The following is an 11,866-nucleotide window of genomic DNA, read 5'->3' as shown; positions in this document are numbered from 1 at the left end:
CTTTGAAAGGAAAAGGGCCGGGGGATGCCCGGCCCTTTCGTATCATGCAACGTGGAATTGAAGGGGTTTGACCTGCTGGAACATGCCGGTCGCCTCCAGCGTGTCCACCACCTTCGGGTCGATGGCCTGATCGAGATACAGGAGCGCGATGGCGTCCTGCCCCACGCCGGAGCGGCCAAGGGTAAAGTTGGCGATGTTCACGCCGTTCTTGCCCATGGTCATGCCCAGAAGGCCGATGATGCCCGGCACGTCCTCGTTGGTGGTGTAGAGCATATGGGCGCCGACCTCGGCGTCGATATTGATGCCCTTGATCTGGATGAAGCGCGGCTTGCCATCGGCGAAGCAGGTGCCCGCGACCGAGCGTTCGCGCTTGTCCGTTACCATGGTGACCTTGATATAGGCATCAAAGGCGCCGGTCTTGTCCTGTTTGGTCGTCGAAACCTGAATGCCCTTGTCCTTGGCCACGATGGGGGCGGAGACGAGGTTCACATCCGGGTTATGCGCCTTCAGCACGCCGGCGATGACCGACTGGTTCAGCGCGGCGAGGTTCATGTCCGCCACGCGGCCATCGTAGAGGATATTGATGGCCTTGATCGGCTCGTCCGTCATCTGGCCGATAAAGGCGCCCAGATGGTCGGCCAGTTTGATCCAGGGGCCCATGACGGCGGCCTGTTCGGCGGTGACGTTCGGCATGTTCAGCGCGTTTTGCACCGCTCCGGTCAGCAGGTAGTCCGACATCTGTTCGGCCACTTGCAGCGCGACGTTTTCCTGCGCTTCGGTGGTCGAGGCGCCGAGGTGCGGGGTGCAGACGACATTGGGGTGGCCGAAGAGCACGTTTTCGGTCGCCGGTTCGACTTCGAACACATCCAGCGCCGCCCCTGCCACATGGCCGCTGTCCAGCGCGTCTTTCAGTGCCGCCTCATCCACCAGACCGCCGCGGGCGCAGTTGATGATGCGCACACCCTTCCTGGTCTTGGCGAGGTTCTCGCGCGACAGGATGTTGCGGGTCTTGTCGGTCAGCGGAACGTGCAGCGTGATGAAATCAGCCTTGGCCAGCAGCTCTTCCAGCTCGACCTTGTGTACACCCAGCGTTTTCGCGCGCTCTTCCGAGAGGAAGGGATCATAGGCGATGACCTTCATCTTCAGCCCAACCGCACGGTCGCAGACGATGCCGCCGATATTGCCCGCGCCGATCACCCCGAGCGTCTTGTTGAACAGCTCGACCCCCATGAATTTCGACTTTTCCCATTTCCCGGCATGGGTGGAGGCATTGGCCTCGGGGATTTGCCGGGCGACGGCGAACATCATGGCGATGGCATGTTCGGCTGTGGTGATCGAGTTGCCGAAGGGCGTGTTCATCACGATCACGCCTTTCTTCGAAGCTGCCGGGATGTCGACGTTGTCGACACCGATACCGGCGCGGCCCACGACCTTCAGGTTGGTGGCGCTTTCCAGCAGCTTTTCGGTGACCTTGGTGGCCGAGCGGATGGCGAGACCGTCATACTGGTTGATGAGTTCAGCCAGCTTTTCCTTGTCCTTGCCGAGCTTCGGCATGTAGTCGACCTCGACGCCACGGTCGCGGAAGATCTGGACGGCGGTTTCAGAGAGTTCGTCGGAGACTAGAACGCGGGGAGCCATTGCGGTATCCTTTGCGAATGTATGTTCACATTGATGCGCAGGGCGCATCCGGGGGATTGTGGGGAGGGGGCGCATCGGGGCGCCCCCGAAAGGATCAGGCAGCTTCGGTCAGCGCCGCTATTTCCGCCGCAAAGGCGAATTCAACCCAAGGCATCAGTGCCGCCACATCGGTGGTTTCCACCGTCGCGCCGCACCAGATGCGCAGGCCCGGAGGTGCGTCCCGATAGGCGCCGGCATCCAGTGCCACGCCCTCTTTCTCCAGCCGCTTCGCGACGGCCTTGGCGAAGGCAGCACCGTCCCTGATGCGGGCATCGGTGAACTTCAGGCAGACCGAGGTACAGGAGGCCGTGGCCGGATCGACCGCCAGATTGGCGATCCAGTCCTTGTCGGCGATGAAATCGGCGATGGCCCTGGCATTGCCTTCGCTGCGCGCGATCAGCCCCTTCAGCCCGCCGATGGACTTCGCCCATTTCAGCGCGACCAGATAATCCTCGACGCAGAGCATCGACGGGGTGTTGATCGTTTCGCCTGTGAAGATGCCTTCGATCAGCTTGCCGCCCTTGGTCATGCGGAAGATCTTGGGCATGGGCCAGGCCGGGGTGTAGCTTTCCAGCCGTTCCACCGCGCGCGGGCTGAGGATCAGCACGCCATGGCCGCCCTCGCCGCCCAGCACTTTCTGCCAGGAGAAAGTGGTGACATCGAGCTTGTCCCAGGGCAGGTCCATCGCGAAGGCGGCCGAGGTCGCGTCACAGATGGTCAGGCCCGCGCGGTTTGCCGGGATCGCATCGCCATTCGGCAGGCGCACGCCCGAGGTGGTGCCGTTCCAGGTGAACACGACATCCCGGTCGAAATCGACGGTGGTGAAATCGACGATCTCGCCATAGCCGGCCTTCTGCACCTTGGCATCCAGCTTCAGTTGCTTGACGACATCGGTGACCCAGCCTTCGCCGAAGGATTCCCAGGCCAGCATTTCAACCGGACGCGCGCCCAGAAGGCTCCACAGCGCCATTTCCACGGCGCCGGTGTCAGAGGCGGGCACGATGCCGATGCGGTATTCGGCGGGCACGCCCAGAATTTCACGGGTGAGGTCGATGGCCTCTTTCAGCTTCGCCTTACCCACGGCGGCACGGTGCGAGCGGCCCAGCGGCGCATCAGCAAGCATGTCGAGGGTAAAGCCGGGAAGCTTGGCGCAGGGGCCAGACGAAAAACGCGGATTGGCCGGGCGCGCAGCCGGGGCGATCAGATCAGCCATGGTATCCTTCCAGATATAAGCCTCTCGTTGGGGAGAGGTGTCCCGCCGCCGGAATTACGGAAGCCCTGAGATTCTTGCAAGCGGAAATGTCGTTTCCGATAGGAAACCCGTCGTAACCGGGCCGGTTGCGAACCGGTTGTCCGATGGAACGGGTGGCGGGGCGGCGGAAGGAAATGCCACCCGAATGTCGGTTTCTGCTGGACCAGGGCGACTTCCTCGCGTCAGGTGTGCACTGGCCCCGGTTTTTCTGCGGGGCTGACGGATTTCAGAACACGAGGAAGATATGCTGAAGAAAGCCATTTTTGCCGCCTGTGCCGGATTTGTGCTGGCCACGCCTGCTTTTGCCGACGAGGTAACCGACGCGCTTGACGCTGCGAAAGCGTCTTATGAAGCGGGTGACCTGAACGGGACCGCGGCGCAGGTGATTGCTGCCGGGAAGGCGGTGCAGGCCCTGCAATCGAAGCGACTGCAAGCCCTGCTGCCCGAGGCGCCTTCGGGCTGGACGCGTGAGGTCGATGCCGAAGCTGCCAATGGCATGGCGATGATGGGCATGGCCGGAACGCTGATTTCCGCGCGCTACTCCGATGCTGATGGCAACGGATTCACCCTGACGCTGACGGCGGACAGCCCGCTGGTGGCCTCGATGGCGGGGATGCTGGGCAACGCGCAGATGATGCAGATGATGGGTAAGGTCACCAAGGTTGGCGGGCAGGATATGCTGGAGCAGGGAACCGACCTGTCGGCGCTGGTCGGCAACCGGGTGCTGGTCCAGGCACAGGGGATGGAGCCAGCGGCGATGATTCCGGTGCTGGAACAGCTTGATTTCGCAAAGCTGGCGATGTTTGACCGCTGAAGCCCGGCGCGGCAACCAGAGGGCGGTACCGTGCGGTGCTGCCCTCGCTTCAGGGGCGTGACCAACCGGCTTTCCACCCTGTTCGCCCGCATTGTCACCAAGTCGTCACCTGACTTTGGCGTGGCTGTCATGCGGCCCGCATAGCAATCGCCCCGACTCGAACGGAAGGGGCGGGGATGCTGCAAGTCCGCAATGTATCGCGCGTGTTCGGCCAGAAGGCCGCGGTGGACGCGATCAGCTTTGATATCGACCGCCCCGCCTTCGTGGGGATCATTGGCCGGTCCGGTGCGGGCAAGTCGACCTTCCTGCGCATGATGAACCGCCTGACCGACGCCAGCGCCGGACAGATCATGGTTGAGGGTCGTGATATCCTTGCGCTGAAAGGTGCCGCCGCCCGCGCCTGGCAAAGTGACTGCGCGATGATCTTCCAGCAGTTCAACCTTGTGCCACGCATGGATGTGGCCTCGAACGTGCTGCATGGCATTCTGAACCGCCGGTCCACCCTGCAAACGCTGTTCAACCTCTGGCCCCGCGCCGACATCCTGAAGGCGCTGGAAATCCTTGACCGGCTGGGCATCGCCGAGCAGGCGCCAAAACGGGCCGAGGCGCTTTCGGGTGGCCAGCAGCAGCGCGTCGCCATCGCGCGGGCGCTGATGCAGGACCCCCGTATCATCCTTGCTGACGAACCCATTGCCAGCCTCGACCCGATGAATGCGCAGATTGTGATGGACACGCTGAAGCGCATCAATGTCGAGGATGGCCGCATGGTCATCGCCAACCTGCACACGCTGGATACCGCGCGGCGCTATTGCGACCGGGTGATCGGCATGCGGGACGGCCGCATCGTCTTTGACGGCACGCCGGAACAGCTTTCGACCGGCGTCGCGCGCGACATCTACGGCGCCGACGACAGCTTCAACGAGGCCGCGACCTCGACCGCCATTCCCGCCGATACCGCGCCCGACCGGGCCTGGGCCGAGCGGATGCTGGCCAACTGAACCCGTTTCACCCGCCCCGCAGAATGCAGGGCAGAACCCGGAGCACACCGATGAAACACCTCCTCCTCGCCCTTGCCGCGACCACCGCGCTGACCGGCGCTGCCAGCGCCGAAGGCATCACCCAGTTCAATGTCGGCATCCTTGGCGGCGAAAACGCCCAGGATCGTATGACCTCGAACGAATGCTATCGCGCGAAGATCGAAGAGGCGCTGGGCGTGCCGGTCAAGGTCTTTACCCCGGCCGATTATGACGGCGTGATCCAGGGCCTGCTGGGCGGCACGCTTGACCTCGCGTGGCTGGGCGCCTCGGGTTATGCTAAGATCTACCTGACCGACCCGGAAGCGGTGGAGCCGGTTCTGACCAAGCAGAACATGGACGGCTCGACCGGCTACTACTCGATCGGTTTCGCCCGCAAGGACTCGGGGATCACCTCGATCGAGGATGCCAAGGGCAAGGTCTTTGCCTTCGGTGAACCGAACTCGACCTCGGGCTATCTGGTGCCGGGTGCAGAGCTGCAAGAGAAGTATGGCAAGCTGGAAGATTACTTCGGTGAAGTGAAATTCTCGGGCGGCCACGAGCAAACCATCGTCGGCGTTGCCAAGGGCGATTTCGACGCTGGCGTAAGCTGGGCTGACGGTCTGGGCAACTGGGAAGACGGCTACAATTCCGGCGCCTTCCGCAAGGCTGCCGATGCGGGCCTCGTCGACATGAATGACCTCGTGGAAATATGGAAGTCGAAGCTGATCCCCGAAGGGCCGATGGTGGTGCGCAAAGCGCTGCCGCAGGACGTCAAGGACAAGGTGATCGCGCTGACCGCCGATCTTCATGAAACCGACAAGGATTGCGCCTATGGCGTGGCTGCGGGCGAAGCCAAAGACTTCGTTCCGGTTACCCATGACGAGTATCTGGGCATCGTTGCGGCCCGGAAGCTGCAAGAAGGCATGTGAGTTTTTCTGACGTGTCGCCGGGTTCCCTGAAGGGAGCCCGGCAATTTCTTTTCCGGCCCCGCAACAGGACTGCACAATGGTAGATATCGCCTTCGGCCCGCAGGGCGACAAAGGCCCCGGCCCCACCAACGGGCGCGACGCCTATCTTGATCTGGTGCGTCGCCGCCGCATGTATGGCGGGATTCTGCTGGTGCTGTTCGTGGCGCTGATGGCCTCGGGTTTCCGTCTGGCTGAAAGCCGCAATGCGGGTGGCTTCATCGACGGGTTGCCGCAGGTCTTTGCCTTTCCGTCGGAAGTGATTTCCGAAGCCTGGGCAAAACGGGCCGAGGTGCCGGGCCTGATCTGGGCGCATGTGCCCTCGCTGATCGAGACGATCAACATCGCGGCGGTGTCCACACTCGCGGGCGGGCTGGCCGCCATGGTGCTGGCCTTGCTGTCCACGCGGGGGCTGTCGCGCTGGCCGCGCTTCACCGGCGTGTTTCGCCGCATGATGGATGCCTTTCGCGCCGTGCCCGAAATCGTCATCGCGCTGGTGCTGATCTACCTCCTGGGCGGTGGCCCGGTTCCGGCAGTCATCGCCATCGCCCTGCATACCTCGGGGGCTCTGGGGAAGCTGTTTTCCGAAGTGGCCGAAAATGCCGATCTGAAGCCGGTCGAGGGGCTGACCTCGGTTGGCGCCACATGGGGCCAGAAGATGTGGCTCGGTGTCATCCCGCAGGCGGCGCCGAACTGGCTCAGCTATGCGCTGCTGCGGTTTGAAATCAATGTGCGCGCCTCGGCCATCCTTGGCTTCGTGGGCGAGGGCGGCATCGGCCACGATCTGAAACTGGCGATGCAATGGGGGCAGGGGCGATATGACGAAGTCGTCGCGATCTTCCTGCTTTTGTTCCTGACCATCGTGGCCATCGACCGCCTGTCGGACCGCGCGCGTGAAAAACTGGTGAGGGGGCGCTGAACATGGCCGTGACCGATTTTACCGGGGCCCGCGCTCCGCTGACCGAAACGGTCATTCGGCGTTTTACCCTGCGTCGCCGCATGGCGCTGGCGGTGCCTGCAGTGATCTGCGCCTATTTTGTCTATATCTTCTTCGCCTTCGATATCGCGGGCATTGCCGCGCGGATGCGGCCTGACAATGCGGTCATCCTTTTGTCGGATTTCTGGTCCTACAAGACCCATGTGACCCGCGACAACCGCAGCGGCAGGCTGAGCGTCGCCATCGAAGGCGAGGCGAAAGGGGCTTACCCCGAAGGCCAGTTGCCCGACTGGGTGATGCAGACGGGCGACACCACGGTCATCGACCTCGGCGGCGGCAATATCGTCACTTATGACGCGGCCGGTGCGCGCTATGTGGTGCCGGGCTACGGCACCATCGACATCGCGCCCGAAGACGGCAAGCTGCGCCTGACCGCGCCTGAACCGCTGCCAGACTGGATCAACGCCTCTGACAACCGGGTCAGCGTCACCACGGATGCCGGGCGCTTCGCCTATACCCGGTCGAAGGTTGAAACCTTCCGCTACCAGCCAGGGAGGGAGCTGTTCTTCTTCACACTCGACAGCCCCTTCGCAGGCAAGGGCGCGGGCGAACTGGCCGCGCTGGCGCTGTGGGGGGATCGGGTGGACCATGCGCGCAGCAATCTGGGCTATATGCTGTCCGAGTTCTGGAACAACCGCATGTGGCGTCATGGCGACGTCGCCTGGGCGATGTTTGAAACCGTGCTGATGGCCTTCCTTGGCACCATGGGGGCGGCGGTGATCGCCCTGCCGCTGGGCTTTCTGGCCGCGCGCAACTTCATGCCGCTGGGGCCGCTGCGCTTTGCCATGCGCCGTGTGTTCGATTTCATCCGCGGCGTGGACGGGCTGATCTGGACCATCATCCTCAGCCGGGCCTTCGGCCCCGGCCCGATGACAGGCGCGCTGGCCATCCTTCTGACCGACACCGGCAGTTTCGGCAAGATGTTCTCGGAAGCGCTGGAAAACATCGACGAGAAACAGGTGGAGGGCATCCGCTCCACCGGCGCCAGCGCCGTGCAGCGCGCACGGTTCGGGGTGATCCCGCAGGTGACGCCGGTGCTGGTGAGCCAAGTGCTTTACTACCTCGAATCCAACACCCGCAGCGCCACCGTGATCGGCGCCATCGTCGGCGGCGGCATCGGCCTGCTGTTGACCCAGGCCATCATCACCCAGAAAGACTGGGAAGAGGTCGCCTATTACATGGTGCTGATCGTGCTGATGGTCATGGCGATGGACAGCCTGTCGGGCTGGCTGCGCAAGAAGCTTATCAAGGGATAAACCCGTGCCGAAACTCTCCGCCACCGAAGCCTTCGTTCATCCGGGCTGCCAGATGGTCAATTCCACCTTCGGCGCTTATTGCGAGGTGGGCGAGGGCAGCCGGGTGCTGAACTCCGACTTTGGGGATTATGCCTATTGCGACCGCATGGCCGACATCGCCAATACGAGCGTCGGCAAATTTTCGAACATCGCCGCGATGACAAGGATCGGGCCGACGGATCACCCGTTCACCCATGCCGCGCAGCATCATTTCCTGTATCGCTCCTCTTACTATTGGGAGGATGCCGTGGATGATCCGGCCTTCTTTGCCGTCCGCGCGGCCCGGCGCAGCACGCTGGGGCCTGATTGCTGGATCGGCCATGGTGCGATCATCAAGCCCGAGGTGACCATCGGCGCCGGTGCCATCGTCGCCTCTGGTGCGGTGGTCACGCGCGATGTGGCACCCTTCATGATCGTGGCAGGCTGCCCCGCCGTGCCGCTGCGTGCGCGGTTCACGCCGCAGGTGGCTGACCGCCTGCTGACGCTGGGCTGGTGGGACTGGGATCACGCGACGCTGCGTCAGGCCTTGCCTGATTTCCGCAGCCTGCCTGCCGAGGCTTTCCTTGAGAAATACGGCGGCTAGCGCACCTGCCGCGTCAGGCTGGCGATCTGGCTCAGCACCGTCAGCGGGCCAGTGGCGCGCAGAATGTCGACGATCATCAGCACGTCCGAGGCTATGCCACGCCACAGCCCGCGTTTGGCGGCTTTGGCGGGGCTTGCGACACCGGGCCAGCGCACGATTGCCGGGCGCATGCCGCGTTTCAGCATCAGCCGGTTCAGGAACACCTCGAAGCCGAACTTCGGCAGGCTGTCCAGTGCTGCCAGATGCGGCGCGATCAGGGCCCGCGGCAGCATTCTTTCGCCCGAGATGTAGTCCACCCCCAGCCAGTGCCACAGCCGGGGTGCATTGCCGCGCAGCGACAGGCTGACATCGGCACGGCCCTCCAGAACCGGCCAGACCAGCCGCGTGATATCCGCCGCCGTCAGCCCGGTCAGATCTGCGTCGATCAGCAGCAGCCAGTCGCCGTCGCTGGCGGCGATACCCTGCGCCAGCGCCCGTGTCTTGCCCCGGTTCGGCACAAGGCGCAGCACCTCGGCCCCGGCCTGCTGCGCGACTCCGGCGGTGCCGTCGCGTGACCCGTCATCGATGACCAGAACCCGGTCGATCTGCGGATGACCGACCAGCACGGACAGAACGGCGCCGATCCGCGCGGCCTCGTCATGGGCGGGAACCAGACAGGTGACCTTGCTGCTCATTGCCCGATCCTTCTTTTGCGCAGGAACCACAGGCCCGAGGCCAGAAGAACCACAGCCGTCAGCACCAGCGCACCGTGGAAGATCCAGTCGTCGATCCGTTGCCAGGCAGAGCCGAAAATCCAGCCCAGCCCGACGAACAGCAGGCTTTTCGGGATCGAGGCCAGCAGGTTGACCATCAGGAACTTCCCGAAATCCATTCTTGCGATGCCCGCCGCCGTCAGCACCGCCGCGCCTGCCGAATGGGTCAGCTTGCCCACCACCAGCAACCGCGTGCCCTGCGCCCGGAAGGCCCGCACCAGCCGGGCAAGGCGTGGCCGGGTCAGTCCGATCCGGTCGAGCCAGCGTTGCCGTACCAGGCGGCGCCCGTGGCGTCCCAGCGCGTAGAACAGCGCGTCGCCAGCCACATCGGCCACGATGACGCAGATCACCACGGCAGGCAGGTCCATCAGCCCCAGACGGGCCAGATAGGCCGCGATGACCGTGACCACCGGCCCTTCGATCAGGGCCAGAGGGGCCAGCACCAGCAAGCCATGATGCTGAATCAAGGCGACCAGATCGGGTTGGGGCATCATCGGGGGCGGGTCACTCGGCCGGGTGCAGCGCCGGGGCGGGCACGGAGCCCATGGTATTGCCGCGCCAGTCGAAGCCACGGCGCAGGAAGGTGGCGCCCCAGATTGCCGGTATCATCAGGTCGCGCAGCGGCAACACCGCGATGTCCTGCCAGCCCGAGGGCCAGCCCGCGCGCCGCATCAGTCGCGCCTCTGCCGCATACCACAGGCCAAGGTAGGCCAATGCCAGCGCAGGCGGCAGTCCGGCACCCGCCAGCGCGCCGAGGCACAGCAGCGCAGGCAGCACGGCGCCATTCGCCGGTTCCGCCCCGAACAGCCGGGGAAATCCGTCGCGACGGATGCGGCTCCACCGCAGTTGCCGGTTCCAGACCTGCGCAAGGCCGCGCCGCCCCACCGGCTGTGCGAAGGGCAGGGGCGTCAGGCGAATCCGCAGGCCCAGTTCGCGGATCAGACGGGTCGCCGCCGCATCCTCGGCGAGTTCCCGGCCCAGCACGGCCAGTCCGCCGAAACGCTCGATCAGCGGTTTGTTGAAGAACAGGGTCTTACCCTGGGCATAGCCCTTTCCGAGGCTGTCAGCGGCGAATTGCAACCGCGCCTGATTGCCGTTCAGGAAAGCGCATTCCAGCCGCCCCGCCAGCCCCTGCGGACGAATACCCACGGCGGGGGAGGACACCAGCCCCGTTGCCGGACCCCAGCTTGCCACCACGCGCGCCAGATAGTCGGGCGGCAGCAACAGGTTCGCATCGGTCATGCAGACCCATTCCGCCGTAGCGGAATACCAGCCTTTCCATACATTGTTGATCTTCGGGTTGCGCGTCACCCGCGCCTCGCCCACCAGCAGACGGGCCGACACCTGCGGATGCTCCGCGATCAGGTGGCGGATCAGCGGCAGAACCGGATCGTCGGGCGATGCGGCGCAGAAGATCACGTCGTAATCGGGGTAATCCTGCACGAAGGAACTGCGCAGCGTCTCGGCATCGAACGGGTCCAGCCCGCAGACCGGGCGCAGCAGGGTCACGCGCGGTGTGCCGATCAGTCCGGGGGCAGCCGGGCGGTCAGCCCTCAGCCGCCCGAGGAACAGCAAGACCGAGGCATAATGCGCCACCAGAAATCCGGCAGCGGCAAGGGCAAGCAGAAAGGCGATCATCAGGCACCTGCAAATTCGGGTTCAGCGGCGGCGCGACCCGGCAGCAGCGCGGGTGCCTTGCGCGCATCCAGCAGGCGCAGGCTGCCGTCGGCGGTTTCGGCCAGCGCGGTCAGGCTGTCGATCCAGTCGCCGCAATTGGCATAGGTCAGGCCGAAATCGTCATGCAGCCCGGCAATGTGGAAATGCCCGCAGATCACGCCGTCAACCTGTTTGCGGCGTGCGAGGCGCAGCACCTTCCGCTCGTGCGCGCGGCCCAGATACAGCAGCGCATTGACCGAGGTCAGCAGCATGTCCACCGCGCTGCGCGCTTCGGGCGGGGTATCGGGGCGGCGGCGGGTCAGCAGGCGTTCGAACCGGCGCAGGCCATGGTCGATCCGGCTGCCCAGCCGGGTGAAGATATGGGCACGGAACAGCCGCCCGTCGCAGGCATCGCCGTGCAGCACAAGATAGCGACGCCCGTCGGCGGTGGTATAGATCAGCGCTTCCTGCGCCTCGGCCGGAACGCGGCAATGCTGCGGCGCGCGGTCGGGGAAGGGATCGTGGTTGCCGCGCAGGTAAAGGATGCGCGCGCCCTCGGCCTTGCGCGCGACCAGATGGTCGATCACCGCCTGATCGGCCGCGCTCCAGTGAGGCAGCAGCGGGTGCCAGAGGTCGAGGATGTCGCCCACCAGCACATAGGTCTCGGCCCGGTGCGCCTGAAGGAAAGCCAGCACCAGATCCGGCCGCGCGCCAAGCGCGCCCAGATGCAGGTCGGACAGAAACAGCGTCCGATACGGGCAAGCGGCGGCGGGTCGGCGGTCCGGCTGGGTCACGGCAAGGCTCCGTCACGGGGTCGTGAGCGGACCATGAGCGCGGAAGGCCACGATTTGATGACGTT

The 11,866-nt window shown here is 64.6% G+C and carries 12 protein-coding genes; 6 read left to right on the top strand and 6 right to left on the bottom strand.

From position 1 onward, the window contains the following. Window positions 1–42: 42 nt before the first annotated feature. Entirely contained in the window at window positions 43–1,638 is a 1,596-nt protein-coding gene (gene serA, locus C8N34_RS09265) for a phosphoglycerate dehydrogenase (RefSeq protein WP_054302840.1), read from the bottom strand. A gap of 94 nt (window positions 1,639–1,732) precedes the next feature. Further along, window positions 1,733–2,890, bottom strand: coding sequence for a phosphoserine transaminase (locus tag C8N34_RS09260; RefSeq protein ID WP_108128655.1), 1,158 nt, complete (start codon window positions 2,888–2,890; stop codon window positions 1,733–1,735). Window positions 2,891–3,173: 283 nt separating this feature from the next. On the opposite strand from C8N34_RS09260, the gene C8N34_RS09255 reads away from it, so the two are divergent. From C8N34_RS09255 to C8N34_RS09225, 6 genes are all read left to right on the top strand, one after another. Further along, window positions 3,174–3,743, top strand: coding sequence for a hypothetical protein (locus C8N34_RS09255; RefSeq protein ID WP_108128653.1), 570 nt, complete (start codon window positions 3,174–3,176; stop codon window positions 3,741–3,743). 176 nt (window positions 3,744–3,919) lie between these two features. Beyond that, window positions 3,920–4,741, top strand: a complete 822-nt coding sequence (phnC, locus tag C8N34_RS09250; RefSeq protein WP_054301950.1) for a phosphonate ABC transporter ATP-binding protein — start codon at window positions 3,920–3,922, stop codon at window positions 4,739–4,741. A gap of 50 nt (window positions 4,742–4,791) precedes the next feature. Continuing rightward, a complete protein-coding gene (gene phnD, locus C8N34_RS09245; RefSeq protein WP_108128651.1) occupies window positions 4,792–5,688 on the top strand; it encodes a phosphonate ABC transporter substrate-binding protein in 897 nt (298 codons plus the stop codon). Between the two features lie 76 nt (window positions 5,689–5,764). Then, window positions 5,765–6,643 (top strand): phosphonate ABC transporter, permease protein PhnE, encoded by an 879-nt coding sequence (gene phnE, locus C8N34_RS09235; protein ID WP_108128647.1) that lies wholly within the window; start codon window positions 5,765–5,767, stop codon window positions 6,641–6,643. Between the two features lie 2 nt (window positions 6,644–6,645). Then, window positions 6,646–7,977 (top strand): phosphonate ABC transporter, permease protein PhnE, encoded by a 1,332-nt coding sequence (phnE, locus tag C8N34_RS09230; protein ID WP_108128645.1) that lies wholly within the window; start codon window positions 6,646–6,648, stop codon window positions 7,975–7,977. A 4-nt stretch (window positions 7,978–7,981) separates the two neighbouring features. Continuing rightward, window positions 7,982–8,599 (top strand): LbetaH domain-containing protein, encoded by a 618-nt coding sequence (locus tag C8N34_RS09225; RefSeq protein ID WP_108128644.1) that lies wholly within the window; start codon window positions 7,982–7,984, stop codon window positions 8,597–8,599. Here the strand turns inward: C8N34_RS09225 and C8N34_RS09220 are convergent. Genes C8N34_RS09220 through C8N34_RS09205 form a run of 4 tightly spaced genes read right to left on the bottom strand, consistent with a single transcriptional unit; the run spans window position 8,596 to window position 11,801 of the window. Beyond that, complete coding sequence (locus tag C8N34_RS09220) at window positions 8,596–9,273, bottom strand: glycosyltransferase family 2 protein (protein ID WP_108128642.1); 678 nt, start codon at window positions 9,271–9,273, stop codon at window positions 8,596–8,598. The genes C8N34_RS09225 and C8N34_RS09220 overlap by 4 nt on opposite strands. Continuing rightward, a complete protein-coding gene (locus C8N34_RS09215; protein ID WP_108128640.1) occupies window positions 9,270–9,845 on the bottom strand; it encodes a DedA family protein in 576 nt (191 codons plus the stop codon). Before C8N34_RS09215 ends, C8N34_RS09220 begins: the two co-directional genes overlap by 4 nt. A 10-nt stretch (window positions 9,846–9,855) precedes the next feature. Beyond that, window positions 9,856–10,989, bottom strand: coding sequence for a ceramide glucosyltransferase (locus tag C8N34_RS09210; protein WP_108128637.1), 1,134 nt, complete (start codon window positions 10,987–10,989; stop codon window positions 9,856–9,858). Continuing rightward, complete coding sequence (locus C8N34_RS09205; protein ID WP_108128636.1) at window positions 10,989–11,801, bottom strand: UDP-2,3-diacylglucosamine diphosphatase; 813 nt, start codon at window positions 11,799–11,801, stop codon at window positions 10,989–10,991. Before C8N34_RS09205 ends, C8N34_RS09210 begins: the two co-directional genes overlap by 1 nt. Between the last annotated feature and the right edge of the window lie 65 nt (window positions 11,802–11,866).

It is taken from the genome of Gemmobacter caeni (assembly GCF_003054195.1).
GTDB lineage: Bacteria > Pseudomonadota > Alphaproteobacteria > Rhodobacterales > Rhodobacteraceae > Gemmobacter > Gemmobacter caeni.
The sequence above is the reverse complement of the archived record's forward strand: the minus strand, read 5'-3'. Positions and strand labels throughout refer to the sequence as shown.

Bases quoted from the DNA above. Each gene is read 5' to 3' on its own strand.
- serA (WP_054302840.1), bottom strand. From the start codon at position 1,638: ATGGCTCCCCGCGTTCTAGTCTCCGACGAACTCTCTGAAACCGCCGTC.
- C8N34_RS09260 (WP_108128655.1), bottom strand. From the start codon at position 2,890: ATGGCTGATCTGATCGCCCCGGCTGCGCGCCCGGCCAATCCGCGTTTT.
- C8N34_RS09255 (WP_108128653.1), top strand. From the start codon at position 3,174: ATGCTGAAGAAAGCCATTTTTGCCGCCTGTGCCGGATTTGTGCTGGCC.
- phnC (WP_054301950.1), top strand. From the start codon at position 3,920: ATGCTGCAAGTCCGCAATGTATCGCGCGTGTTCGGCCAGAAGGCCGCG.
- phnD (WP_108128651.1), top strand. From the start codon at position 4,792: ATGAAACACCTCCTCCTCGCCCTTGCCGCGACCACCGCGCTGACCGGC.
- phnE (WP_108128647.1), top strand. From the start codon at position 5,765: ATGGTAGATATCGCCTTCGGCCCGCAGGGCGACAAAGGCCCCGGCCCC.
- phnE (WP_108128645.1), top strand. From the start codon at position 6,646: ATGGCCGTGACCGATTTTACCGGGGCCCGCGCTCCGCTGACCGAAACG.
- C8N34_RS09220 (WP_108128642.1), bottom strand. From the start codon at position 9,273: ATGAGCAGCAAGGTCACCTGTCTGGTTCCCGCCCATGACGAGGCCGCG.
- C8N34_RS09215 (WP_108128640.1), bottom strand. From the start codon at position 9,845: ATGATGCCCCAACCCGATCTGGTCGCCTTGATTCAGCATCATGGCTTG.
- C8N34_RS09210 (WP_108128637.1), bottom strand. From the start codon at position 10,989: ATGATCGCCTTTCTGCTTGCCCTTGCCGCTGCCGGATTTCTGGTGGCG.